This is a genomic window from Streptomyces sp. NPDC034099 (assembly GCF_055575415.1).
The window spans coordinates 893,944-917,665 of the sequence record NZ_JBVISR010000001.1; the positions used below are offsets into that span (position 1 = coordinate 893,944).

22 protein-coding genes are annotated in these 23,722 nt (G+C 69.7%); 10 read left to right on the plus strand and 12 right to left on the minus strand.

Going from position 1 to position 23,722, the window contains the following annotated elements:
* Positions 1-27 precede the first annotated feature (27 nt).
* Both ACZ56V_RS04225 and ACZ56V_RS04230 read left to right on the plus strand, forming a co-directional pair.
* Complete coding sequence (locus ACZ56V_RS04225) at positions 28-792, plus strand: hypothetical protein (RefSeq protein ID WP_468939009.1); 765 nt, start codon at positions 28-30, stop codon at positions 790-792.
* Entirely contained in the window at positions 789-1,673 is an 885-nt protein-coding gene (locus tag ACZ56V_RS04230) for a hypothetical protein (RefSeq protein ID WP_468939012.1), read from the plus strand. The genes ACZ56V_RS04225 and ACZ56V_RS04230 overlap by 4 nt, the downstream gene beginning before the upstream one ends.
* A 27-nt stretch (positions 1,674-1,700) precedes the next feature.
* On the opposite strand, the gene ACZ56V_RS04235 is transcribed toward ACZ56V_RS04230, so the two are convergent.
* Positions 1,701-2,231 carry a hypothetical protein gene (locus tag ACZ56V_RS04235; RefSeq protein WP_467382509.1) on the minus strand — a complete coding sequence of 177 codons (531 nt, stop codon included), beginning with the start codon at positions 2,229-2,231 and terminating at the stop codon, positions 1,701-1,703.
* A 43-nt stretch (positions 2,232-2,274) separates the two neighbouring features.
* Positions 2,275-2,907 carry a hypothetical protein gene (locus ACZ56V_RS04240; protein ID WP_468939015.1) on the minus strand — a complete coding sequence of 211 codons (633 nt, stop codon included), beginning with the start codon at positions 2,905-2,907 and terminating at the stop codon, positions 2,275-2,277.
* Positions 2,908-3,048: 141 nt separating this feature from the next.
* Here ACZ56V_RS04240 and ACZ56V_RS04245 point away from each other — a divergent pair, with 141 nt between their 5' ends.
* From ACZ56V_RS04245 to ACZ56V_RS04260, 4 genes are all read left to right on the plus strand, one after another.
* Positions 3,049-3,720 (plus strand): hypothetical protein, encoded by a 672-nt coding sequence (locus ACZ56V_RS04245; protein WP_398912173.1) that lies wholly within the window; start codon positions 3,049-3,051, stop codon positions 3,718-3,720.
* Positions 3,721-3,779: 59 nt separating this feature from the next.
* Positions 3,780-4,802, plus strand: a complete 1,023-nt coding sequence (locus ACZ56V_RS04250; protein WP_468939367.1) for a hypothetical protein — start codon at positions 3,780-3,782, stop codon at positions 4,800-4,802.
* A complete protein-coding gene (locus ACZ56V_RS04255) occupies positions 4,802-5,476 on the plus strand; it encodes a hypothetical protein (protein ID WP_468939018.1) in 675 nt (224 codons plus the stop codon). The genes ACZ56V_RS04250 and ACZ56V_RS04255 overlap by 1 nt, the downstream gene beginning before the upstream one ends.
* 483 nt (positions 5,477-5,959) lie before the next feature.
* Positions 5,960-6,601 carry a hypothetical protein gene (locus ACZ56V_RS04260; protein WP_468939021.1) on the plus strand — a complete coding sequence of 214 codons (642 nt, stop codon included), beginning with the start codon at positions 5,960-5,962 and terminating at the stop codon, positions 6,599-6,601.
* A gap of 150 nt (positions 6,602-6,751) precedes the next feature.
* Here ACZ56V_RS04260 and ACZ56V_RS04265 read toward each other — a convergent pair whose 3' ends face one another.
* Genes ACZ56V_RS04265 through ACZ56V_RS04285 form a run of 5 tightly spaced genes read right to left on the minus strand, consistent with a single transcriptional unit; the run spans position 6,752 to position 10,151 of the window.
* Positions 6,752-7,330: a hypothetical protein gene (locus ACZ56V_RS04265; protein ID WP_468939023.1), complete on the minus strand. Its 579-nt coding sequence runs from the start codon at positions 7,328-7,330 to the stop codon at positions 6,752-6,754.
* Complete coding sequence (locus ACZ56V_RS04270) at positions 7,327-7,995, minus strand: hypothetical protein (protein ID WP_468939026.1); 669 nt, start codon at positions 7,993-7,995, stop codon at positions 7,327-7,329. Before ACZ56V_RS04270 ends, ACZ56V_RS04265 begins: the two co-directional genes overlap by 4 nt.
* Entirely contained in the window at positions 7,985-8,575 is a 591-nt protein-coding gene (locus tag ACZ56V_RS04275) for a hypothetical protein (protein ID WP_468939029.1), read from the minus strand. Before ACZ56V_RS04275 ends, ACZ56V_RS04270 begins: the two co-directional genes overlap by 11 nt.
* Positions 8,576-8,601: 26 nt before the next feature.
* On the minus strand, positions 8,602-9,843 hold the full coding sequence (locus tag ACZ56V_RS04280; RefSeq protein WP_468939032.1) for a putative T7SS-secreted protein: 1,242 nt from the start codon (positions 9,841-9,843) through the stop codon (positions 8,602-8,604).
* Positions 9,840-10,151, minus strand: a complete 312-nt coding sequence (locus ACZ56V_RS04285) for a WXG100 family type VII secretion target (RefSeq protein ID WP_468939034.1) — start codon at positions 10,149-10,151, stop codon at positions 9,840-9,842. The genes ACZ56V_RS04280 and ACZ56V_RS04285 overlap by 4 nt, the downstream gene beginning before the upstream one ends.
* Before the next feature lie 145 nt (positions 10,152-10,296).
* Between ACZ56V_RS04285 and ACZ56V_RS04290 the strand changes: the two genes are divergently transcribed.
* Positions 10,297-10,977, plus strand: a complete 681-nt coding sequence (locus ACZ56V_RS04290; RefSeq protein ID WP_468939037.1) for a hypothetical protein — start codon at positions 10,297-10,299, stop codon at positions 10,975-10,977.
* A 78-nt stretch (positions 10,978-11,055) separates the two neighbouring features.
* On the opposite strand, the gene ACZ56V_RS04295 is transcribed toward ACZ56V_RS04290, so the two are convergent.
* A complete protein-coding gene (locus ACZ56V_RS04295) occupies positions 11,056-11,358 on the minus strand; it encodes a WXG100 family type VII secretion target (protein WP_016326975.1) in 303 nt (100 codons plus the stop codon).
* Between the two features lie 286 nt (positions 11,359-11,644).
* On the opposite strand from ACZ56V_RS04295, the gene ACZ56V_RS04300 reads away from it, so the two are divergent.
* Positions 11,645-16,219 (plus strand): FtsK/SpoIIIE domain-containing protein, encoded by a 4,575-nt coding sequence (locus ACZ56V_RS04300; RefSeq protein ID WP_467382526.1) that lies wholly within the window; start codon positions 11,645-11,647, stop codon positions 16,217-16,219.
* Positions 16,220-16,294: 75 nt separating this feature from the next.
* On the opposite strand, the gene ACZ56V_RS04305 is transcribed toward ACZ56V_RS04300, so the two are convergent.
* Both ACZ56V_RS04305 and ACZ56V_RS04310 read right to left on the minus strand, forming a co-directional pair.
* Complete coding sequence (locus ACZ56V_RS04305; RefSeq protein WP_468939043.1) at positions 16,295-18,010, minus strand: serine/threonine-protein kinase; 1,716 nt, start codon at positions 18,008-18,010, stop codon at positions 16,295-16,297.
* 92 nt (positions 18,011-18,102) lie between these two features.
* Positions 18,103-18,951 carry a menaquinone biosynthetic enzyme MqnA/MqnD family protein gene (locus tag ACZ56V_RS04310; RefSeq protein WP_104632399.1) on the minus strand — a complete coding sequence of 283 codons (849 nt, stop codon included), beginning with the start codon at positions 18,949-18,951 and terminating at the stop codon, positions 18,103-18,105.
* Positions 18,952-19,243: 292 nt separating this feature from the next.
* Here ACZ56V_RS04310 and ACZ56V_RS04315 point away from each other — a divergent pair, with 292 nt between their 5' ends.
* Positions 19,244-19,447, plus strand: a complete 204-nt coding sequence (locus tag ACZ56V_RS04315; RefSeq protein WP_003974443.1) for a cold-shock protein — start codon at positions 19,244-19,246, stop codon at positions 19,445-19,447.
* 100 nt (positions 19,448-19,547) lie between these two features.
* Positions 19,548-20,192: a class I SAM-dependent DNA methyltransferase gene (locus ACZ56V_RS04320; protein WP_467382530.1), complete on the plus strand. Its 645-nt coding sequence runs from the start codon at positions 19,548-19,550 to the stop codon at positions 20,190-20,192.
* Between the two features lie 34 nt (positions 20,193-20,226).
* On the opposite strand, the gene ACZ56V_RS04325 is transcribed toward ACZ56V_RS04320, so the two are convergent.
* A complete protein-coding gene (locus tag ACZ56V_RS04325) occupies positions 20,227-22,155 on the minus strand; it encodes an AMP-dependent synthetase/ligase (RefSeq protein ID WP_398912159.1) in 1,929 nt (642 codons plus the stop codon).
* Between the two features lie 225 nt (positions 22,156-22,380).
* A complete protein-coding gene (locus ACZ56V_RS04330) occupies positions 22,381-23,667 on the minus strand; it encodes an acetyl-CoA C-acetyltransferase (protein ID WP_468939050.1) in 1,287 nt (428 codons plus the stop codon).
* Positions 23,668-23,722 lie beyond the last annotated feature (55 nt).

Genomic DNA, 23,722 nt, shown 5'->3' on the forward strand with positions numbered 1-23,722 from the left:
ACCCACCCTCGAAACAACGGAGTACCCGTGAACCGCCCCACATCAGCAGCCCTCGCCGCCCTGTCCCTGCTGTCCCTCACCGCACTCACCGCATGCGGCGGCGGCTCGGACGCGGACCCGGCGACCGACAAAGCGAAGGCGAGCACGTCGTCGTCCTCGTCGAAGGCCCCGTCCCCCGCCGAGCACCTGGCCGCGACGATCGTCACGGAGGCCGACACCGACGGTTTCAAGGTGGACGAGCCGGACGACGAGTACGCCTTCGCCAAGTCGACGGACGAGGTGACGGTCGACAAGCCCGTCTGCGCACCCCTCGCGTACGCCATGAACCAACTGCCCCTCGGCACCCCCGAGGCCGACCTGACCCGGCTGGCCTCGGGACCGACGGACGCGCCGACGAAGCTGACGAAGGGCGTCACCTTCACGTACGTCACGCTGGCGTCCTACGCCCCGGGGAAGGCGCGGTCCTCCTTCGCCGACGCGCGGAGGGCCGTGGACGCGTGCGGGGACGGCTTCACCGCGAAGGCGAACGGCAACGAGAGCCCGTACGACTCCGTCACGGCGGAGAAGGTCACCCCGGCCGGTGACGAGTCGCTCGGCTTCACGTCCACGATGACCTTCCGCGGCGTCCGGCACGTCCTGCACGGCGAGGTCGTCCGCAGCGGCGACGTACTCGCCGTCTACTTCTCGGCCGACGGCATGGCCGTCGCCAACGGCAGGCCGAGCGACGCGAGGCTTTCACCGACGGTGATGAAGGCGCAGAACGGGAAGCTGGTGGCCGGGACGAGTTCGTGAGGGACATCCGATCGCGGGCGGCGGCGGGCGTCACCGCGGGCCTGATCGCCCTTGCCCTGACGGTGCTGTTGGCGGTGTCCCGGCCGGAGCTGGTCGAGTGGGTCAGGGCGAAGGCCGAGGAACGGGACCGGACCGGCGAGGCCTTCCTCTTCGCCTGGGCCCTGATCGCGCTGCCCCTGGCCGGGCTGCTGCAGACACCGGTGGCGCGAAGGCGCGGGGCGCGGATCAGCGCGGGCTGGGCCCTGCTGGCCGGTTACTGGCTCCTCGTCCTGCTCCTGGCCCCGGTGGCCTGGCAGGCGGAGGGGCTGTTCCCCTCGACCGACGGTCCCGGCAAGAGCGGCGGCGTTTTCGGAGCGGCGATCGTGCTGGTGATCGGCACGCCGGTGTACGCGGTGGTCTCGGGGGCGGTCTTCCGTACGGTGCGGCCTGGGGAGACCCTGGGCGAGCAGGTGCGGGCTCATGCGGCGGGCGTCGTCGTCCTCACGAGCGTCCTGGCCGGTGCCGTCGCGGGCCTGGCCTGCGGACTCGGCTTCCACTTCCCGGCCGCGGGCGCGCCCGCCCTCGTTCTGCCGGGCGGCGTCCTGTGGGGACTGCACGCGGGTGCGGCCCTGGGCTGCTCCGTCGCGGCCCGCCTGCAACCGGCACCCGCCCCACGCCGTACGACGACCTCGACGGCGCTCGCCTTCGCCCGCACGGGTGCGGCCCTCCTCGTCTGCTGCCTGTGCGTGTCCCAGTTGGGCTGGGTGCTGCCGGGGTGGGCGGTCGCGGTGGTCGGGGTTCCGGCGCCGTTCCTGCTGTTCGTGTGCGCGGTGCGGTGGGAGTGGCTGGGGCGGTGGGTGAGTTTCCGGACCGTGGAGATTCCGAAGCGGGCATTCGTGTGAGCGCGGGCCGGCCGGGCGTGCCGCCGCCTAGGGACGCCGGACGGCACGGCTCTTCCCCTTCCCCTTCTTGCGCAGCTTCCGCAGGCGTTCACGCTCCCGCGCGCGGCGCTCTTCGAGGACGGCTCGGCGCCGGCGGTAGGTGAGCCATCCCACGACGGCCACGCAACCGACGTACACGAGCAGCGCGGGACCGGTGCCGGGGACGTACGAGCAGTCCGGCTCGTAGGACCGGCAGTTCTTGCCCTGCAGCCCGCTGATCAGAAAGAAGACCGGTGCGACAGCGGCGAAGCAGCACACACCGCGGACCACTCCCCGCAGCATCCCGGACGCCGTCCCGGAGTCGCCCGCGCCACGACTCGCGAACCTCTCCGACAGAGCGCCACTCCAGCCGAGCAGAGTGACCAGCCCCAGAACGCCCCCGACGCTCCAGGCACCTCCGGGAAGCCCGTACAGCGCAGGCGCACCCTCACGGGCGGCCCAGCGCGCACCGCCGAAGCCGTAGAACACGACGACGCCCGCGACGACGACGAACAGTGCGATCGCGGCCCCGTCTCGCACACGGAACCGATGACCGCGAGCCTGCTCCTGGCCGCTCCCCCGCTCACGCATCTCCATACGCCCGATCCCACTTGCTCTGCCGCACGCCACCCCACGTGCCCATCACGACGGCCGCCCCGAAGAGCGTCGCGAGGAGCACTCCGTTGGAGCTGGTGCGCCCGTCATCGGGACTCGCGACGCCTTCGGGGTCGTACCGCACACGCAGCTCGTCGCCTTTCGTCGTCGAGTCCAGGCAGCCGTCGCTCTGCGAGAGCGAGGGCGAGATGTCCCGTCCGTCGACGGTGCGCAGTTCGCAGTGATTAGTACTGCTGTAGTCCGCACTGACGACCACCGCGTCGGCCGACACACCCCGGTCCGCGAGGGCGGCCGTGTCCCCGGCGGCCGTACCGAAAATCCCCAGGGCCACTCCGGCGATCAGCGGCACGATCAACTGCCACGCCACCTTGCGCTTCTTGCGCGGCACGCGGCGCAGCAAGAGCACCGGGACCAGGAGCGACGCCAGGGGAAGGATCAAAACGGCGAACAGGCCGCCCACTCCACGTATTACGGACGGAAACGGCACGACGGGCCCCAGCCAGGCCAACCCCAGCGAACCTCCGGCGCACAGCAGGCTGAACGCCAGCCACCGCACCACATCGGATCCGGCCGCCCTGTTCCGGGATATGACATCCGGCACGTGACTCCTCGCCCCTCACTAGCCCCTGGCGTGTCCAGAGCACCGTAGCGATTCCCGAAGCAGTTCACTCTGGCGAAACCGGGAAGCACGCAGATACCGTCAGTAGCCTTGACCGCACTTCTGTCTCACGGGGAGTCCACTGTGAAGCGCCGCTCTTTGCCCGTTGCTGCCGCGCTCGCCGCCTCAGCCGCTCTGCTGCTGACGGCCTGCGGGGGCGGGGACGACAAGTCCAGCGACAACGACAAGATCGCGGGGGCCGACCAGGGAACGGAGACTCCGAAGGAGTCGGCGAAGCCCTCGACGGCACCGGCGGAGGACAAGCCGGACGGCGTGGACCTGTCCCTCCCGAAGGACATGAACCTCGTCTTCGACTGGGACAAGCCGAAGAATGAGAACGAAGCGGCCGCGATGGAGGATGCGGCGAACTATCTCCGCGCCATCTACCGGGGCGTCGACAAGCGCACGACCAAGGACGCCGCCTTGGCCGCCTACGCCACCGGCGACGGCGTCCACTATGCCGAGACGCAGATCAACGAGTGGATCAAGGGCGGCTGGACCGGCACCGGAACTCGCCGTCACTACGACGCCACCACACGGTCCGCGCCGAACGGCAACTCCGTTGAGGTCGCATTCTGTGCGGACACCGGGAAGTTCTACGGAAAGGAGGTCAAAACAGGGAAGGTGCTGAAGTCCGAGCCCAGCCTCAAGGACTTCGACTACTACAAGATCGTCATGACCAAGTACCCCACCGGTGAGAACCTGTGGCAGGCGTCCAAGGTGTTCGTCGAGACGGAGGCCAAGAAGTGCCAGTGAGCAGACCACGGCGGAGCTTCTTCGGCAGCAGCGCCGCTGTTCTGGCCGCAACGACCGGCATGATCTTCCTCGCTGCCCCGAACGCCGCCGCGGAACCAGTGGACACCGGTAAGGGCGGCAGCACGGAGCAGGAAGGCGGCGGCGACAAAACCGGCATCTACGCAGCCGCACGCATCACGTACTCCGGATCAGTCGCCCCGAACGGCGGCACTGGAAACGTGACGTCCGCCGACGTCAACTGGACACCCCCACCCTGCTGGTACGCCCCCTACCTCGGCGCCAAGGACTTCAAGAAGAAGATGTCCGCGGAGATAGAGGAGGCCGCGAGCGCACCGGGGATGACGGGGACCCCCGCCGCGGCGATCGGGGAGACGAAGCGTCATTACGAGGACGAGTACGGCTGGACGGACACCCCCGGTTACAAGGACTACAACGTCGCCAAGGACGGCGAGGGGATGTTCTGGGCCGGCGTCGAGAATCCCGACGAGCCCGACTACCTGAAGCGCAACTCCTGCACGGACCTCCCCTTCTGGGTCGACAACGGCGAGGCCCCGCCGCCCCAGTACGAAGAGGCCATCACCCCGGAGATACTCGCCGCCCTCGCGTACCAGCACATGGAGCTGCCCGGCACCGAGGTCACCCTCGCCCCCGCCGGGACCACGAAGGTGAACCTGCCGACCTGGGCCTGGCTCGACAAGGCCGACTTCCACGAGGTCCAGGCCACGGCGGCCATCAACGTCCCCGGCTTCGCCCTCACGGCCACGACCACCGCGAAGCCGGTCTCGCTCAAGCTGGAGCCGGGCACCCCGGACGCCGAGACGTATCCGGCGTCCGGCGAGTGCACGATCAACGACGACGGTTCCATCGGCGAGCCCTACTCCAAGGGCAAGGCCGACCGGACGCCGCCCTGCGGCATCAAGTACCTCCGCTCGTCGGGAGACGGCACCTTCGACCTCCAGGCCACCATCACCTGGGAGATCGCCTGGACCGGCACCGGCGGCGCGGGCGGCGACCTGCCCGACGGCACCTTCGAGAACGCCCAGGCGGTCACGGTCCAGGAGATCCAGGCGGTCAACCGCTGATGAAGGAAACAGACCTCTCCAAAAGACCGATGGTGCCCGAAGGCACTCTATGGAGCACCGACCTCGGTGCCCCGCTCCATATTGATACGGACGCCGACCCGGTCCTCTGGGGATATCTTCACCTCCAGATCGACAATAAGGCCTTCAGGGAATGGCTGGACCTACACCTGACCGGCCTGGCCGCCATCCACGGGACCGAACTGACCCGCAAAATCCGTCGGTTCCACAGGAGCTACTACCAGCAGACGATCGTCATGCTCCGGGACAAGCTCAAGGTCGATGAGGCGTTCATCTATCACCCCGTTCCACTCACTTACATGCCCCTGGTGATGCACGCCACCCGCATCCACTGCGAGGCCCGTGACATGGCCTCCTGCGAAGGATTCACCGCGTTCACGGTGCAGTACCCGGACATGTCCGAGGGGCAGCAACGAACCGGCAGCATTCCGTTCGCGTCCCCGTATCTCGGCGAGGACGGCATTCGGGTCACCCACTCGTACTCGGCGGACAGCACCATCCTGATGACCTCGGTGACGTACCACTGGCACACTCCGCCCGGCGTCCCCGACGTCTGCCTCCGCGGGCACCACGACGATCCGGAAGTGATCACCGCTGTGATGGAGGCACTGGACGACTTCGCACGGTCGCTCCGGCTCCCCGGGGCGGCACATTGACCGGCGCCCTTCCGGGCCGAATCGGCGAGCGTGTCCAGCTCGCCCAGAAGTTCCAGCGCCAGCGCCGCGGCCGAGGCCGACGGCACTGCTCCTGACGCAATCTTCATCCGCACCCGTCCCGCACGTTCAACGAACCCAGGAGTGGCTCACATGGGAATCTGGAAGACCGAACCGGGCGAGACACTCCTCGCCCGGGTCCCCGTCACCTTCGCCACAGGTGCTGCCATGCGGGTCAGAGGCAGGCGATGGTTTCGCGACGAAGAGCGCAACGACATACAGGGGGAGCTGGACGGTTGGCCCGCAGGGCCAGTGCACAACGCACGGTCGACTGGCGTTGGGGCGGTGTTGGCAGCACTGAGGATCTCGGGGCTGGCCATAGGAGCGCTCATAGTGGCCGCCCTCCCCTCCGGGAGCGGAGTCAGACGCTCATCGGCGCCTCGCGCCGCCGCGGACCGTGCTGACGAACTTGAGGACTTCCCTGTCTTGTGGGCCGCACCCGGCACCATCGCTCGCACGCTGCCCTGGCAACTGGACCCGGCCCGCTCGGACCAGAAACGCTACCGCACCCATTTGATCGTCACGGATCGCCGCGTGGTCATCGTGGGACTTCCGTTCAACGAGCGCAGGTGTCACGAGCTTCCCGTCGAAGATGAACTTCTGTGGGAGCTCACGCGTTCCGAGATTCAAAGAGTCTACCGGCAGGATTTCAAGGGTGGTGATGACTTCAAAGTCGTTTTCGCGGACGGTTCCTGGTGCCGTCTCTCCTCCCATTGGCGTGCGTACCCCATGCGCTATCTCGCGGACCGGCCCGACATCGTGCCGTGGGACTCTCTGACACCTGCACTCCGTGAGGCCGCTGAGGCCTTCGCAGCCGGCCACTCTCATGACGCCATGCCTCCCCTGGTCACGAGGAACGATTGCGGCTGCTACCGCATCGACGTTCTCACTCCCGGCACCGCCGTTTCCTTCTATGGCATTCACTCCCAGGAAACGATCGTCGACGCCGAGGGACGAGAAGTGAATTGGGACGACTATCACTTGGAGGACCTGTCCGCCGAAGACCTGCGGCTGTGGAAGAGTCTGTTCAGACCGACGCCGCCGTCGGCCAAAGCATCACCGAGCTAGTTCGCACCATTCGGCGAGCACATCGCGAAACGCTCCTGGCTGGGGCCAACGTCGCGTCGCTCGATGCCCTCTGGGCGCTGCGTGCGCGAGGCGACTCGGCAGTGCGGTTGATATCTCAGCGGGGCGCGGACAGATCGAACGGGATCCGTGTCAATTGACCCACCGCAGGGAGCCCGCGATCGCGTCGCACAACTGCTCCATCGGTCCGGACATCCCCGTCAGGGGCGCCGAGAAACTGAGCGTCAGATAGCCAATGCCGTTGGGCATACCGACGTGAAGGTCGAGGGTCGTACTGCCGGCCACGCGCACGGCGGGCCCTGCGGCGAGTTCGAGCACCGACACCACCCTTCGGTCCCGGCCCTCTGCCTGGCGCAGTTCCAGCCACGCCGCATACCGCTCCGGATCGGCCGGCGTCCCGCGCAGCGGCATCGACGACACGAGGAGGGAAACGGGCATGCCCCCGTTCTTCGAAGTCGTCAGGAGGAAGAACTCCATGGCGCCTCGCGCCCGGCCGACTTCTGCGGTGTTGCGCAAGGTGGTCCACACGCTCCGGGTGAGCTCTGCGGACACCTGCCTGCCCCGAGCCTGCCGATCCACGAAGGTCTTGAGCTGGGTGCGCCACCGGTCTCGCGTGAGGTCGATCCGGAACCACTCCCGGGGAACAAGGAGTTTGTAGTCCGTCGGGATGCTGTCCGTGGAGGCGACGTCCTTGCGCGGCGTCCCCTTCACCCCGGCATCACCAAGGGTGCCCCATGGTCGTCGAAGAGACGGACGCTCTTGGTGACACCGGCGAACATGGCGGAGAAGACGTCCCACCCCTCCACCGTCGGTGTGCCCATCTCCAGCACCAGGACGGTTCCGTTGACCAGTGGGATATGAACCTGTATGAACGAGGTCCAGATCGGCTCGGGGCGACCCGATTGCGTCAGGCTGCCGTCGACGTCGGCGGATCGGTTGCCTACGCAGAGCACGGCCGGGCCAGACGGCAAGGCCACTTCCTCGATCTGTCCCAGTTCCAAGTGCCGCAGCGTGGACGCTATGAAACCGGCGGGATTGCTGCCGGCCCTGTCATCCAGATCCATGATGCTGACGTTCACGGTGGCCGTACAGCGGACTCCGTCGACCTCCGTCGTGACGAATCCCGCGTACTGCACCCCCGCCTCGATGAAGTCGTCGTAGTTCGCGGCGCACATTGCGGCCCATTGGCGGTGCACTTCCTCGCTTGCGCCGGGAAGTACCCGTTTCGCCAACTCAACAATTTTTTCGGCGAGTTCGTCCAGATCGTCTGCCTCGAACGGCAATTCCAGGAAGCCTTCGGGCATGATCCAGCGCACTTCCACCCCGTCGGCTCCCGCTAGGCTGCGCCGGGTTCCTGCAACGGCGTCAGTGCTCATCTCTACCTTCGCTCTCGGACCGTACGACGGTGTCTGCTTCCGGGTGGAACTTCGCCGCGAAGGGGTAGGGTCCGTAATGCGGATAGTGCGCCGGTACCCCAGCTCCCCCCCGGCGTGCGATGTGGGCGATCTCCCGGTATTTTCGCGCTCTTGCCCTCAGGTTCTGGCGCACCGGATCGCCCCAGTGGCTCATGGCGCTCCGCAGGAAGAAGAAGAGCTGGGCACCGACCACGGCCGCTGCTACCGCCAGATAGACGGTGCGGTTGGCAGCCGTCTCCCAGTACTGAGCCACACCACCCCAGTACAGGACGGCGCCCAGGCCCACGAAGGCCAGGGGAACGCCGTGCGCGAACCCTGCTCTGAACATGTCCTCTTCGTCTTCGTGGCGGCTGCGCAGAAGCGCGAGCACGGCGTCGTCGTCCAAGAAGTCGAAACGGAGCTCGTCCCCGGCCCTCTCGGCCGCCTGCCTGGCCTCCGGCACGGCAGCGATCACCGAGCCGCGGACCAGGGTGACGACGTCCCCGCCCCGGCGGCCGATGAACTCCCACGCGCCCAGGTCGCGATTTTCACTCGTGTCCATGTGGCCTCCCTCGCCGTTCCATCTCACTAAGCGGCCAAAGCCGTCTTGAACGCCTTCGGCGAGACACTCGGTACGGGGCCCGGCGACGGCGACGGCGTGGGACCGGCCGGGGCAGGTTCCTGGTAGCCCGTCTTCTCACCGTTCTCACCGCTGAGCATTCTGTTCAAGGCGCTCGCGAGTCCGGTTCCCTTGATCACGGCGGTGATCTTCTTGCCGTCGATCAGCTCCTTCCGGGCCGTCCTGCCGAGCACCTTGTTGACCAGCGACACGCTGACTCCATTAAGGAAGTTGTGCCCGATTCCGTCGACCGCGTCCAGACCCTTGAATGATCCCCAGGTCTTCAGTTTCCCGAACGCCTTGAGTTTCGCCAGTCCCTTGAGACCGGTGAGGGCCCGGAACCCCTTCAGCGCCCCTAGGCCGGGCAGTACACCGAGCGCATCGGCACCCAGTTTCAGCCAGTCAACCTTCCCCCCGCGCACACTCATGTCGTACGCGTGTCCTGCGAGGGCGGCAGCACTGGTCAGTACGGCGAGCGCGGCGAAAATGGGTGCCAGGAACTGCAGGGGTGGGACGAAGGCGCATATCACCGCGAGCACCGACAGCACGGCCGAGATGTTCGACAGCATGTCTGCCCAGTCCGCAAGGAAGTTCATGAATCCGCCAGGATCCCGAACGGCATCATGATGCACGATGTTCTTGATGTGACGAGCAGCCTTGTCACCTGCGTCGTCATAGATGTCTCGTGCATCTTTCACGGCCTTGCGTGCACTTCCGATGTCATGCAGGGCATCGGCCCGCTTTTTCACCCACCGGTCATACTCTTCCTTCTCTGCCGCCGGTATGTCGCCTAGGGGATGCTTGTCAGTGATCTTCTTGACTTCTCGGTCGGCCAAGTCGTGCTCCTCCTTGGCCGCGCGATAGTCACTCAGCGCCTTATCTGCTTTCCGCTGAGCGCGCCGCATCTCACTGGCGAACTTGTCGGAACTGCCCTCGCTCACATCTTCGCCGATGGCTTTGGCGGCCTCGTCATAGCGCTCGAAGGACTTCTTCAGCTTGTCCGCAGTGCCACCGGCCAGTTCATGGAATCCCTTGCCGGCTTCGCTGTCCCACCCCTCCACGGAAGCAAGGGCGTCGATGACGCGTGACTGTTCGTCGATCATCTCAGCCATCTTGCGCAACTTGCGACCGAGTTCCGCCACTTCCTCCGGATCTCCCGGCGTCGGGTCGTCGTGCCACAGAGGGGGCCAGTCGGCGTCCGTCCTGCTCATTTCGCCCCCTTGTTCTTGGCCTTGGCTTCCCTGATGGCCTTCGCCAACTCCTGGTCTATCTGGTCGTACGCCTTCGCAGCGGTGGCCGTGAACTCGGCCAGAGATTCAAGTTCCTTCATGAGTTTCTTCCGAGTCTTCTTCCAGGTGTCTCCGAATTCCTCGAAGGCATCCTTCAGCCCGCCATGACCAACCGCGTGCCCGTAGTCTTCCGCCGGATTGCCGTTCCGCTCGAACTCACCATGGATCTTGCCTAGATCACGTGAACACTTCTTGATCGTGGCAAGATCTGCCTTGATATGGTCCCCCATGAGTTCTTCCTCTCTGTGACGATATCGGTGAAATACCCCAAGTAGGGGTGCGATTGGGGCCGTTCCCACTGCTCGTGACGACTGGGACCCGATACGCTCTCGTGAAAGTGAATCCGTCCCGCGTAGAGCTTAAGGAGACCCTGCCGTGACATCCAGGAGCGAGCAGCGCGTGATCGCGGACCGCCTCGGTGTTCACGCCGAGGCCTGCGAGTGGTGCACGATCGACAAGGTCCCACAGCCACCGACGGACGTGCTCAAGACCGCGGGCAACCCCCGGCTCCGCCCCGGAAGGCTGCGGCCGCTGGGCATGGTCGGAGCGGCACTCGCGGTGGTGTTCACGCCCCTCCTCATGGTGTTGACCCTCCTGTCCAATGCGGAGGAAGCGCTCAAGCGGGCACTCGCCACCAAAGAGGAGAAGGAACGACTGCGGGCCAAGGACGAGGACGACAGACGTCGGGACGCCATCACCGCCGAGCGCGGGTTCGACCAGGTCTTCGACGGAAACTGGCACGGCAGTGCCGGTCGGTTCCTGCTGCGCTGGTACAGCCACTCCACCCACCATCAGCGACTGGTCGTCGTCACCGACGACGGCATCGTCCTCGCGGCTCCGCCTCAGCGCGTCACCATGGGCAGGGAGAAGCGGATGGAGATCGTCGCTCGTCTCCCCACCGCCGAGGCTGTGCTGGTGGACCCCTTCAATGGTGAGTTCGACACACGCATGGTGCTGATCCGCTTCCGGGACGGCTCCTGGCTGCGCCTCGACACGGAGGAGCCTCGCAGCAGCCTCCACACCTACCTGCTCCGCCAGCCCCTGGCCGACAACTGACGTTTCCCTCTGGCGCCGCTGCGTCGCGAGGGACGCCCGGCGCATGGGCTCACGCCACTGCGCCGGGCGTCCAGGGCGCTACTTGCTCCGCGCCTGCTTGGCCAGTTCGTCGTCGATCTGCTCGAACTTGTCGGCCGCCATGGTGAGGTAGTCGCCCATGCCGTCGAGGCCGTCGAGGGTGTCCTTGGCACCGCGGGTGAACTCGTCGAAGTTGTCGTCGAAGGCCTTGGAGGAGGACTTCGTGACGTAGCCCGACTCGACCAGGTTCGCGATGTACTTGCGGAGCCCGTCGAGCTTCTCCTGGAGCTTTTCCTTCTCCTTCACGACATGCTTGGCGGCATCCCGCATGTCCTGATATGTGATGTCAAGGTCTTTGGGCATGAAGCCGCTTCCTCTCACAACGCCGCAGGGCCAGCCCCCGTGGCTCCTCGTTTGCGGATCGAACCGGCGCACCGGTCACACCGGTCGGATGTAACGACCGGTGTGATCGTCCGCTCTTGAGGCAGCAGCTTACGGGGGAGGCCACTGATGTCACATCCCTGCGTTGCCAACGGGAACGTCCGGTCACCGCCCTGTTGCAGGACCGCGACACCCAGCGGATATCGTCGCCTGGACTGTGAGCCGTGGTGTGGAAGCGGCCGCAGGGGCTCGCCTGGGGAGGACAAGCGTGCGACTGACTCTGACCGTCGTCGATCCGTACGGCGGGGGCTCCGCCGACGTCGTGCTCGACGCGGACCCCGAGTCCACCGTCGGGGACATCGCCGAGGAGCTGGCCAAGCAGGTCGGGGTCGCGGGCGCGCAGGTCATTCCCATCGGGCATCAGGGCCAGGCGGGCGCCGGCGGTGCGCCGCTCGTCTACGTCGACGGGTACGCCGTCGATCCGTCCGCCACGGTCGTCGGGTCGCCGTTGCGCGAGGGCGCGGTCGTCAGTCTGCAGGATCCGTCGGGGTGTCTGCCCGGGGAGCCCACCGGGCTCGTGGAGTTGCGGGTCGTCGGCGGGCCGGGGGCCGGGTTCGTGCACCGGCTCGGGGTGGGGAAGTACGACATCGGGAGCGGTCCGGCCGCGTACGTCCGCATCGAGGATCCCGAGGTCGACGCCCGCGCCCTCACCCTCTCCGTCGCCACCGACGGGACCTGCAAGGTCGCCGTGCACGGGGACAAGGAGGGCGTCACCCTCGACGGGGAGCCCGTCAAGGACCGGGACGGGGACGACTGGCCGCTCGGGGGGCAGATAGCGGTCGGGAACTCGCTGGTCGAGCTGGCCCGGTACGCGCCGCCCAATGCCGCGCTCAAGTGGTCCGAGGACGGGGTGGGACTGGATTACAACCGGCCGCCCCGGCTGCGTCCGGCCGAGCGGCAGACCAACTTCCGGCTGCCCTCTCCGCCCCGCGAGTACGAGGCCCGGCCGCTGCCCTGGCTGATGGCGCTGACGCCGCTCGTGGGTGCCGTGGTGGCCGTGGCGGTGTTCGGGCGCTGGTACTACCTGATCATGGCGGGGCTCAGCCCGATCCTGCTGTTCGCCAACTACTTCAACGACAAGAAGCACGGGCGCAAGTCCCATGCCAAGCAGGTCAAGGAGTACGAGGAGCAGAAGGCGCGGATCGAGAAGGACGCGCAGGACGCGCTGGTCGCCGAGCGGGACGACCGGCGGCAGGCCATTCCCGACCCGGCGGTCGTCCTGTCCATCGGGACCGGGCCGCGGACGCGGCTGTGGGAGCGACGGCGGACCGATCGTGATCACCTGTTGCTCCGGGTGGGGACCGGGCGACTGCCGTCCGAGGTCGTGCTCGACGACCCGGAGCAGGACGACCACCGGCGCCAGGTCACCTGGAAGATCGAGGACGCGCCCGTCGCGCTGTCGCTGCGCGGCCTCGGGGTCGTCGGCATCGCGGGGCCCGGGGACTCGGCGCGGGCTCTGGGGCGGTGGGCCGTCGCGCAGACGGCCGCGCTGCACAGCCCGATGGACGTGCAGTTCTACGTGCTGAGCGAGAACTCCGCGCAGAGCGAGTGGGACTGGGTGCGGTGGCTGCCGCACGCGCGGCCCTCCGGGGGCCAGGACGTCAACATCCTCATCGGCACCGACGCCGAGACCGTCGGCGCCCGCATCGGCGAGCTGACGCAGATCCTCGACGCCCGCAAGAAGGCCGCCGAGCAGAAGGGCGGCGGCGCGCAGGGATCGAGTTTCGCCGATCCGGACATCGTGGTGGTGTGGGACGGCTCGCGGCGGTTGCGGTCGCTGCCCGGCGTCGTACGGCTGTTGCGCGAGGGGCCGGCGGTGTCGATGTTCGCCGTCTGCCTCGACGCCGAGGAGCGGTTCCTGCCGGGCGAGTGCCAGGCGTTCGTCGTCGCCGAGCCCAAGGCCGAGGAGGACGGGGGCCGGCGGCAGGACGAGCAGCAGCCCGCGCGACAGGTCGCCGGAGGGTTCCCGTCCTTCCAGGCGTGGCACGCCAACTCCCCCGCCGAGACCGAGCAGCGGGCCCGTACCGAGAAGCTGCGGCTGCGGGTCGAGGAGGCGGGGGTCGAGCGGATCACGGACGTACGGCCCGACTTCGTCACGCCCGCCTGGTGTCTGCGGCTGGCGCGTTCGCTGTCCGCGCTGCGCGACATCAGCGGCGAGACCGAGGACTCGGCGCTGCCCGGCTCCAGCCGGCTGCTCGACGTGCTCCAGCTGGAGCCGCCGACGGCCGACGCGATCGGCGCGCGGTGGCGGATGGGCGGCCAGTCGACGATGGCCGTCATCGGCGAGTCGTACGACGGACCGTTCGGCATCGACATGCGCAAGGACGGGCCGCACGGCCTCATCGCCGGTACGACCGGTTCCGGCAAGTCGGAGCTGCTGCAGACCATCGTGGCGGCCCTCGCCGTCGCGAACACGCCCGAGAACATGACCTTCGTGCTCGTCGACTACAAGGGCGGGTCCGCGTTCAAGGACTGCGTGAAGCTGCCGCACACCGTCGGCATGGTGACCGACCTCGACGCGCACCTGGTCGAGCGGGCGCTGGAGTCGCTGGGGGCCGAGCTGAAGCGGCGCGAGCACATCCTCGCCGCCGCCGACGCCAAGGACATCGAGGACTACCAGGATCTCGTCAGGCGCGATCCCTCGCACGCTCCGGTGCCCCGGCTGCTCATCGTCATCGACGAGTTCGCCTCCATGGTGCGGGACCTGCCGGACTTCGTGACCGGGCTCGTCAACATCGCCCAGCGAGGGCGTTCGCTCGGCATCCACCTGCTGCTCGCCACGCAGCGGCCCAGCGGTGTGGTCTCCCCCGAGATCCGCGCCAACACCAACCTCCGGATCGCGCTGCGCGTGACCGACGGCGGCGAGTCGTCGGACGTCATCGACTCGCCCGAGGCCGGGCACATCTCCAAGAACACCCCGGGCCGCGCCTACGTGCGCCTCGGCCACTCCTCCCTGGTCCCCTTCCAGTCGGGGCGCGTCGGTGGCCGTCGGCCCGGCGCCGCCGACCCCGCCGCGCTCGCCCCCTGGGTCGGCCCGCTGGGCTGGGAGGACCTGGGCCGGGCGGCGCTGACCAAGCCGAAGACCGAGTCCCGCGAGGACGACGAGATCACCGACCTCAAGGTGCTGGTCGACGCGGTGCGCGAGGCCAACCGGACCATGGGCATCCCCGCCCAGCACAGCCCCTGGCTGCCGGCGCTGGACGAGAAGCTGCTGCTGGACGAGATCGAGGTCCCGGCGCTCGCCGGTGCCGCCCCGGGCAAGCTGCCGCCCGCCCCGTACGGCATCGAGGACCTGCCCTCCGACCAGGCCCGCCGCCCGGTCGTCGTCGACTTCGCGAGCTTCGGGCACCTGATGATCGGCGGTGCTCCGCGCAGCGGCCGTTCCCAGGTGCTGCGCACCATCGCGGGGTCGCTGGCCCGCACCCACTCCACCGCCGACGTCCACCTGTACGGCATCGACTGCGGCAACGGCGCCCTGAACGCGCTGACCCGGCTGCCGCACTGCGGCGCGGTCGTGGGCCGCAACCAGACCGAGCGGGTCGTACGGCTCGTCAACCGGCTCAAGGGCGAGCTGTCGCGCCGTCAGGACCTGCTGGCGGACGCCGGGTTCGCGGACATCGGTGAGCAGCGGGCCTCCGTGCAGGAGAGCGAGCGGCTGCCGCACATCGTCGTGCTCCTCGACCGCTGGGAGGGGTGGGTGCCCACCCTCGGAGAGGTCGACCACGGGTCGCTGACCGACGAGTTGCAGACGATGATGCGCGAGGGTGCCAGCGTCGGCATCCACCTGGTCCTGACCGGTGACCGCACGCTGCTCGTGGGCCGCATCGCGACCCTCACCGAGGACAAGTACGGCCTGCGGCTGGCCGACCGCAGCGACTTCGCCTCGCTCGGCATCCCGACCCGCAAGGTGCCCGAGGAGATCCCGCCGGGCCGCGCCTTCCGCAACGAGGCGGGTACGGAGACGCAGTTCGCGCTGCTCTCCGAGGACACCACCGGCCAGGGACAGGCGGCGGCGATCTCCGCGATCGGCGAGGCGGCCACGGCGCGCGACGCCGATGTCCCGCGGTCCCGGCGTCCGTTCCGCGTCGACAGCCTGCCCAGCCGGATCTCCTTCCCCGAGGCCTGGGAGATGCGCGACCCGGAGGCGTCCCGTTCCAAGCTGTGGGCGCTGATCGGCATCGGCGGCGACGAGATCGTCGGCTTCGGCCCCGACCTCGCCGACGGCGTGCCGTCCTTCGTCATCGCGGGACCGGCCAAGTCGGGCCGCTCCACGGTGCTGATGAACGTCGCCCAGTCGCTCCTCGCCCAGGGCACCCGCCTGGTCGTGGCGGCGCCCCGCCAGTCGCCGGTGCGCCAACTGGACGGCACGGAGGGCGTGCTGAAGGTCTTCACCGGGGACGACATCGACGAGGACGAGTTCGAGGAGCTGATCGACGGGGCGAGCCCGGAGCAGCCCATCGCCGTCCTCGTCGACGACGGCGAGATCCTCGAGGACTGCGACGCCGAGAGCCAGATGAAGAAGATCGTCTCCCGGGGAGCCGAACGCGGCCTCGCCCTGGTCATCGCCGGTGACGAGGAGGACGTGTGCAGCGGCTTCTCCGGCTGGCAGGTGGACGCCAAGAAGGCCCGCCGCGGCATCCTGCTCTCCCCGCAGGAGTCCTCCAGCGGCGACCTCATCGGCCTGCGCGTCTCGCGCCAGATGGTCGGCGGCCAGGTCACGCCGGGCAAGGGCATGCTGCACCTGGGCGACGGGGAGCTGCGCACGGTCGTGGTGCCGGGCTGAGCGGGTGGAAGGCGGGGCCCTCGCGTCCCACGGGCGGGGGCCCTCACCGCGGTCCTCGCCCTCCTGCCGCCCCGGCTACTCGATCTTCGACAGCCGTGCCTCCGGCCGGCCCGACTCCTCGCTCTTCGAGGCGTAGTCGAGGTCGTCGCCGACCGGGGTGAAGGTGACGGTGGTGGGGGCGGGGTTGCAGCCGTCGTGGTTGCCCTCGGCGCCGACGGACCCGGCGACGATCTGCTTCTCCGTCACCTCCTTGAGGGTGATCACGTCGACGCAGACGCCGCCCAGCGGGTCGGTCTGGTGGAGCCTGCCCAGTTCCTGGCCGGCCTTCGCCTGCTTGATGGTGATCCGGAAGGTGCCCAGCGGCAGCTTGCCGTCCAGGGCGGCGGCCTGTCCCTCCCAGGTGCCGACGTAGCGCGCGGGCAGCCCGCCGGGGGTGGCGGCGGGCGGCTCGTGGGAGCCGTCGTCGCTGCCCGCGTTGTGCCCGTCGTCGCCCGAGCCCGGCAGCAGGTCCAGGACGAACACCGAGCCCACCGTCACCGCCGCCAGCGCTCCCGCCACCGCCAGCGCCACGGTGCAGCTGATCCGCCGCCCGCGTCCCTGGGCGCCCCGCGTCGAGGTCGCCGCGACGGAGAGGGCGAGCCTGCCGGACGGGTGACCCGCGCCCGGCTCCGGATCCCTCGGGCCGGGAACGGACGCGGAGGAGGGGGACGCCGGGGACGGGGGCGACGTCGACGGCGCCGTGGGCGTCGGCATCACCGGCGGGGGGCCGAAGGCGCCGGCGGTCGTGGGTGTCGCCACGCCCTCCCCCGGCCTCTGCGAAGCACCGGCCCCGTCCTCTGCGCCCGCCGTGACCGACGGCCGGCTGAACCCCACCGGGCCCGACGCCTCGCCCTCGGACGCCTCCAGGTTCAGCAGCTGTACGGCGCTCCGGCTGACCCGCTCGACCAGTGGCCCCGGCAGCCAGCCGCCGCTCACCAGGCGGGCCGCGCCCTCGGGGGCCAGGCGCCGGGCCACCTCACCGGGGGCCGGGCGGGCGGCCGGGTCCTTGGCGAGGCAGGAGGCGACCAGCTCGCGCAGTTCCCCGTCCAGGCCGTCGAGGCTCGGCTCCTCGTGAACGACCTTGTAGAGGAGCGCGGCCGAGGAGTCCCCGGGGAAGGGCGGCCGCCCCGTCGTCGCGTACGCCAGCACGGCGCCCAGCGAGAAGACGTCCGCCGCCCCGGTCACGCCCTTGCCGAGGATCTGCTCGGGGGACATGTAGCCGGGCGAGCCGATGGACACGCCCGTCGAGGTCAGGGAGGCGGTGCCCTCCGTGGCGCGGGCGATGCCGAAGTCGATCAGGAGGGGGCCGTCGAGGGTGAGCAGGACATTGGACGGCTTCACGTCACGGTGGACGAGGCCCAGCTCGTGCACCGCGGCCAGCGCCTCGCCGAGGCCCGCGCCGAGCGCCCGTACCGAGTGGGCGGGCAGCGGGCCGCCGTCCGCCACGGCCGCCGTCAGGGACGGACCGGCCGCGTACGCCGTGGCGACCCACGGCACGCGCGCCTCGGGGTCCGCGTCCAGTACGGGCGCGGTCCAGGCGCCGCCGACCCGGCGCGCGGCGGCCACCTCGCGCCGGAACCGGGCCCGGAACTCCTCGTCCAGCGCGAAGTGCGGGTGCACGATCTTCACCGCGACCGTGCGGCCGCCGGCGCTGCGCCCCAGGTAGACCCGGCCCATGCCGCCGGAGCCCAGCCGGCCGAGCAGCCGGTAGGGCCCCACCACGGTGGGCTCGTCGACTTCGAGCGGCCGCATGGCGTCCACCCCTCCCCCGTACGCCGATACCTGTCAGCAGGGTAGTGGGCCCCCTGCGGAAGGCCCCGGGGACAAGGTGCGCCGACTGCGGATCAGGGCCGCAGCAGCTCCACCTTCACGTCCGCCGGGAAGCCGGTGGTCGGTCCGACCCGGCGGGCGAACTCGGTGACCGCCTCCAGCTGCGGGGCGCCGAAGCGGAAGTCGAGCGTGGTGAAGTACTTCGCGAGGGTCTGCTCGTCGAAGGCCTCCCAGCGGGCGGCCTGCTCCGCGACCTTCTCCACCTCCTCCAGGGAGAGGTTGCGGGAGGCGAGGAAGGCCTCGTGCACCTTGCGGGTGATGACCGGCTCGCGCTCGGCGTAGTCCCGCCGGGCCGCCCAGACCGCGAAGACGAACGGCAGGCCGGTCCACTCCTTCCACAGGGCGCCCAGGTCGTGCACGTCGAGGCCGTAGCGCGGGCCGTCGATCATGTTGGCGCGCAGGGCCGCGTCCCCGATGAGGACGGCCGCGTCGGCCTCCTGCATCATCAGGCTCAGGTCCGGCGGGCAGGTGTAGTAGTCCGGCTGGACGCCGAAGCGTTCCGCCAGGAGGAGCTGGGCGAGGCGTACGGAGGTGCGCGAGGTCGACCCGAGGGCGACCCGGGCGCCGTCCAGGCGGTCCAGCGGGACCTGGGAGACGATCACGCACGACATCACCGGGCCGTCGCAGCCGACGGCGATGTCGGGGAAGGCGACGAGGTCGTCGGCGTTCTTGAGGAATTCGACCAGGGTGACGGGACCGATGTCGAGATCGCCGCGCACCAGCTGCTCGCTGAGCTTCTCCGGGGTGTCCTTCGTCAGCTCGAAGTCGAGGAGCGTGCCTGTTCTCGCGAGCCCCCAGTACAGGGGCAGGCAGTTCAGGAACTGGATGTGGCCGACGCGCGGCCGGGTGCGAGAATTGTCCACATCGCGAGGCTAGCCCTCCCCCGAGGTCCCCCCGTCGCCGACCCCCGGCGTCAGCCGAACGGCGCAGGTGTTCAAACGTCCGAGTGAAGTGATCTTGACCTCTGTTGCGCTCGGGGGCCTGCGTGCTACGCTCACAGCAAGTTGCAGTTTGGTTTCCCTTGCAGTACAGAGCCTGCGGAGCATGTGACCGCGGGCTCTCGTCGTTCTCAGACGTATGCAGTTGTGCAGCATTCAAAGTCTTCACACTTGCTGGTTCTGGAGCAGGGCAACCCTTTGGGCCCAAGGAGGGCTTATGGCTACCGGAACCGTGAAGTGGTTCAACGCCGAAAAGGGCTTTGGTTTCATCGCCCAGGAAGGCGGCGGCCCGGACGTCTTCGTCCACTACTCCGCGATCAACGCTCAGGGATTCCGTTCCCTCGAGGAGAACCAGCAGGTGTCCTTCGACGTCACGCAGGGCCCCAAGGGTCCGCAGGCGGAGAATGTCACTCCTGTCTGATTGACAGCAGTACCCAAGGAGCCCCGCGCCGTTCTCGGCGACGGGGCTCCTGCCCTTTCCGCCCGCCCCGGCTGTCAGTGGCCGCCACTAGGGTCCGTCCATGACCACCGACCCCGCCTTCGTGGCCACCACCCGGACCTTCTACGACGCCGTCGCCGAGGACTACCACGCCCGGTTCCGCGCCGTGCTCGACGACAGCCCGCTCGACCGGGCGCTGATGGGCGCCTTCGCCGAGCTGGTGGGGCCCGAGGGGCAGGTGGCCGACCTCGGCTGCGGGCCCGGTATGGTCACCGCGCACCTGGCCTCGCTGGGCCTGCGGGTCTTCGGCCTGGACCTGTCCTCCTCGATGCTGGCGATCGCGCGCCGCGAGCACCCCGGGCTGCGGTTCGAGCAGGGGTCGATGCTGGACCTCGACCTGCCGGACGGCGCCCTCGCGGGGGCGGTCTCCTGGTACTCGTCGATCCACACGCCGTGGGAGAGGCTGCCGGACCTCTTCGGCGAGGTGCGGCGCGTGCTGGCCCCGGGCGGGCATCTGCTGCTGGGCTTCCAGGTCGGCGACGAACCCCTCCACCACGACCGTCCCTGGGGCCATCCGGTCGCCCTGGGCTTCGAACGGCGGCAGCCCGAGCAGATGGCTCAGCTGCTGGAGCAGGCCGGCTTCACCGTGCTGTCCCGGACGGTGCGTGTACAGGAGGCGAGCACGTCCTCGCAGGTCCCGCAGGCCTGCCTCATCGCCCGCCGCTGACCACCGCCGGCCGCCGACGGCCACCGACGCCGTCCTACCCCTCGTACAACCCCTCCACCGCCGCCGCGAAGTCCCGCATGATCACCTCGCGCCGGAGCTTCATGGAGGGGGTCAGATGGCCCTCCCACTCGGTGAAGTCCCTGGGCAGGACGGCGAAGCGGCGAATGGACTCCGGGCGGGAGACCAGCTTGTTGGCCTCGTCGACGGCGCGCTGGAGCACCGCGTGGACTTCCTCGTCGTCCACCAGCAGCTCCGGCGGGACCGGGTGCTTGCCGTTCATGCGGCGCCAGTGGCTGACGCCGTCGGGGTCGAGGGTGAACAGGGCGGAGACGTAGGGCCGGCGGTCGCCCAGGACGATGCACTGGGAGATCAGGGGGTGGGAGCGCAGCCAGTTCTCCAGCGGGGCCGGGGCGACGCTCTTGCCGCCCGCGGTGATCAGCAGCTCCTTCTTGCGGCCGGTGATGGTCAGATAGCCCTCGTCGTCCAGGCTGCCGAGGTCGCCGGTGGCGAACCAGCCGTCGGGTGCGGCCTGGACGACGCCGCCGGCCTGCGGGTCCCAGTAGCCGTGCAGGACCTGCTCGCCGGCGACCAGGATCTCGCCGTCGGCGGCGATGCGGATGCGGGTGCCGGGCAGCGGCCAGCCGACCGTGCCCAGGCGCGGCTTGAGCGGGGGCGTGACGGTGGCCGCGGCGGTGGTCTCGGTGAGGCCGTAGCCCTCGAAGATCTCGATGCCGGCCCCGGCGTAGAAGGCGGCCAGGCGGCGGCCGAGCGGGGAGCCGCCGCAGATGGCGTACTTGACCCGGCCGCCCATGGCGTTGCGGATCTTCCGGTAGACGAGCGGGTCGTAGAAGGAGCGGGCGGTCTTCAGGCCGCGGCCGGGGCCGCCGCCCGCGCCGGTCTGGCGGGCCTCCTTGGCCTCGCCGTAGCGCACCGCCACCGAGACGGCGCGGTCGAAGGCCGAGGCCCGGCCGCCGGACTCGGCCTTGGCGCGGGCGCTGTTGAAGACCTTCTCCAGCATGTACGGGATGGTCAGCAGGCAGGTGGGGCGGAAGGCCGCCAGGTCGGGGAGCAGGTCCTCGGGCTTCAGGCTCGGCGCGTGGCCGAGGCGCACCCGGGCCCGGACGCAGGCCACGGCGACCATGCGGCCGAAGACGTGGGACATCGGCAGGAAGAGCAGGATCGAGGGCTCCTCGCCGGTCTCCGCCTTGAAGACGGGGTAGAGCAGCTCGATCGCGTTGTCGACCTCGGCGAAGAAGTTGCCGTGGGTCAGCACGCAGCCCTTGGGGCGGCCGGTGGTGCCGGAGGTGTAGATGAGGGTGGCCAGGGTGGACGGGCCGAGCATGCCGCGGCGCACCTCCACCTCCGCGTCCGGCAGTCGCGCGCCCAGCTCCGCCAGCCGCTCCACGTGCCCCTTCTCCATGACCCACAGGTGCCCCAGGTCGGGTATGCGGTCCAGCTCGGGTCCGAGGGCGGCGGCCTGCGCGGTGGTCTCGGTGACCAGGGTGACGGCGCCGGAGTCCTGGAGGATCCAGCGGGTCTGGAAGAGGGAGGAGGTGGGGTAGATCGGGACGGTGACCAGTCCCGCCGCCCACGCGGCGAAGTCCAGCAGCGTCCACTCGTACGTCGTCCGCGCCATGATCGCGATGCGGTCGCCCGGCATCAGCCCCTCGGAGATCATGCCCTTGGCCACCGCCAGCACCTGCGCGGCGAACTCTGCCGCCGTGACGTCGCTCCAGTCGCCCTCCCGCGACCTGCGGCTGAGGACGACCTGGCCCGGGACCGCCGCCGCGTTGTCGAAGGGCAGGTCGGCGAGGGACCCGCGGGGCACCGGCGGCGCGAACGGCGGTACGTACGCCTCCCGGACGGCCCCGTCCAGCATCCGCGTCTCGGGCGCCACCAGGGTGGGGCCGGGTGAGTCGGCGTAGGCGGCGGACGCGGCGAAGGACGGAAGCGGGGTGGACACGGGCGGCTCCTGGGACGTGCAGCAAAGACACTGCTTCTGCTGTCGCTGCTCTGCTGCATGACGTACGTGCCTCGCGCGCCGAGGCGTTCATCGCCGGTTCCGCGGACAGGGGTGTTACCGGCGGTCAGTGACGGGATCGTACGGGCCCCACGTGAGGAGTTGGTGCGCGTTCGGGGACGGTCCCGCGCCGGACGTGTGCAGTCTTGGGGGTTACCTGAGGGTAAGTCACGTTCTTTCCAGTATGGCCGTGACGCCCTGGCCGCCCGCCGCGCAGACGGAGATCAGGCCGCGCCCCGGTCCTTCCCGCTCGGCCAGCAGGGTGGCCAGGGTCGCCACGATCCGGGCGCCGGTCGCGGCGAAGGGGTGGCCGGTGGCGAGGGAGGAGCCGGCCACGTTCAGGCGGGCCCGGTCCACGGGGGCCAGGCCGCGCTTCTCCCAGGCGGCCAGCGTGGCCAGCACCTGGGACGCGAACGCCTCGTGGATCTCGACGAGGTCGAAGTCCCCGGTCCCGAGCCCGGCCCGCTCCAGCATCCGCGGGACCGCGTACGCGGGCGCCATCAGCAGCCCGTCCTCGCCTCCGGCCACGTCCCCGCCGACGAAGTCCACGGCCGCCGTCTCGTACGCGGTGAGGTAGGCGAGGGGTTCGATGCCCCGGGCCTCGGCCCAGTCCTCGCTCGCCAGGAACACCGTCGCGGCGCCGTCCGTCAGGGGCGTGGAGTTGCCCGCCGTCATGGTGGGATCGGGGGCGTCGAGGCCGAACACCGGCTTGAGCGCGGCCAGTTTCTCCACAGTCGAGCCGGGGCGCAGGTTCTGGTCGCGGGCCAGGCCGCGGAAGGGGATCACCAGGTCCTGGAAGAGGCCGCGTTCGTACGCCGCCGCCAGCCGCTGGTGGCTCGCGGCGGCCAACGCGTCCTGTTCCTCACGGGAGATGCCCCAGGCCCGTGCGGTGACCGCGGCGTGCTCGCCCATGGACAGGCCGGTGCGCGGCTCGGCGTTGCGGGGGATGTCGGGGACCAGGTGGCCCGGACGGATCCTGGCCAGCGCCTTCAGCCGGGCGCCGGTGGACTTGGCCCGGCGGGCCTCCAGCAGGATGCGGCGCAGCCGGTCGTTGACGCCGAGCGGCGCGTCGCTCGCGGTGTCGGCGCCGCCCGCGATCGCCGACTCGGTCTGACCGAGGGCGATCTTGTTGGCGGCGGCGATCACGGCCTGGAGTCCGGTGCCGCAGGCCTGCTGGATGTCGTAGGCGGGGGTGCGCGGGTCGAGTGCCGAGCCGAGGACCGTCTCGCGGGCGAGGTTGAAGTCCCGGCTGTGCTTGAGGACCGCGCCGGCCACGAACTCGCCGACCGCGCCCGGCTCCTGGAGGCCGTGCCGCTCGACCAGGCCGTCGAGGGCCGCGGTGAGCATCTCCTGGTTGGAGGCGGTGGCGTACGGCCCGTCGGAGCGGGCGAAGGGGACGCGGGCGCCGCCGAGGACCGCGACGCGGCGCGTGGACTGCGCTGCCAGAGGGCTCATCTCGACCTGCTCCTCACCCGTGACATAGGCTTACCTCCGGTAACCTTACTCCAGA

Excerpts from the sequence above, each read along its gene's own strand:
- ACZ56V_RS04250 (WP_468939367.1), top strand. The coding sequence starts at position 3,780 with ATGATCTTCCTCGCTGCCCCGAACGCCGCCGCGGAACCAGTGGACACC.
- ACZ56V_RS04255 (WP_468939018.1), top strand. The coding sequence starts at position 4,802 with ATGAAGGAAACAGACCTCTCCAAAAGACCGATGGTGCCCGAAGGCACT.
- ACZ56V_RS04270 (WP_468939026.1), bottom strand. The coding sequence starts at position 7,995 with ATGAGCACTGACGCCGTTGCAGGAACCCGGCGCAGCCTAGCGGGAGCC.
- ACZ56V_RS04275 (WP_468939029.1), bottom strand. The coding sequence starts at position 8,575 with ATGGACACGAGTGAAAATCGCGACCTGGGCGCGTGGGAGTTCATCGGC.
- ACZ56V_RS04280 (WP_468939032.1), bottom strand. The coding sequence starts at position 9,843 with ATGAGCAGGACGGACGCCGACTGGCCCCCTCTGTGGCACGACGACCCG.
- ACZ56V_RS04285 (WP_468939034.1), bottom strand. The coding sequence starts at position 10,151 with ATGGGGGACCATATCAAGGCAGATCTTGCCACGATCAAGAAGTGTTCA.
- ACZ56V_RS04295 (WP_016326975.1), bottom strand. The coding sequence starts at position 11,358 with ATGCCCAAAGACCTTGACATCACATATCAGGACATGCGGGATGCCGCC.
- ACZ56V_RS04305 (WP_468939043.1), bottom strand. The coding sequence starts at position 18,010 with ATGCGGCCGCTCGAAGTCGACGAGCCCACCGTGGTGGGGCCCTACCGG.
- ACZ56V_RS04315 (WP_003974443.1), top strand. The coding sequence starts at position 19,244 with ATGGCTACCGGAACCGTGAAGTGGTTCAACGCCGAAAAGGGCTTTGGT.
- ACZ56V_RS04320 (WP_467382530.1), top strand. The coding sequence starts at position 19,548 with ATGACCACCGACCCCGCCTTCGTGGCCACCACCCGGACCTTCTACGAC.
- ACZ56V_RS04330 (WP_468939050.1), bottom strand. The coding sequence starts at position 23,667 with ATGAGCCCTCTGGCAGCGCAGTCCACGCGCCGCGTCGCGGTCCTCGGC.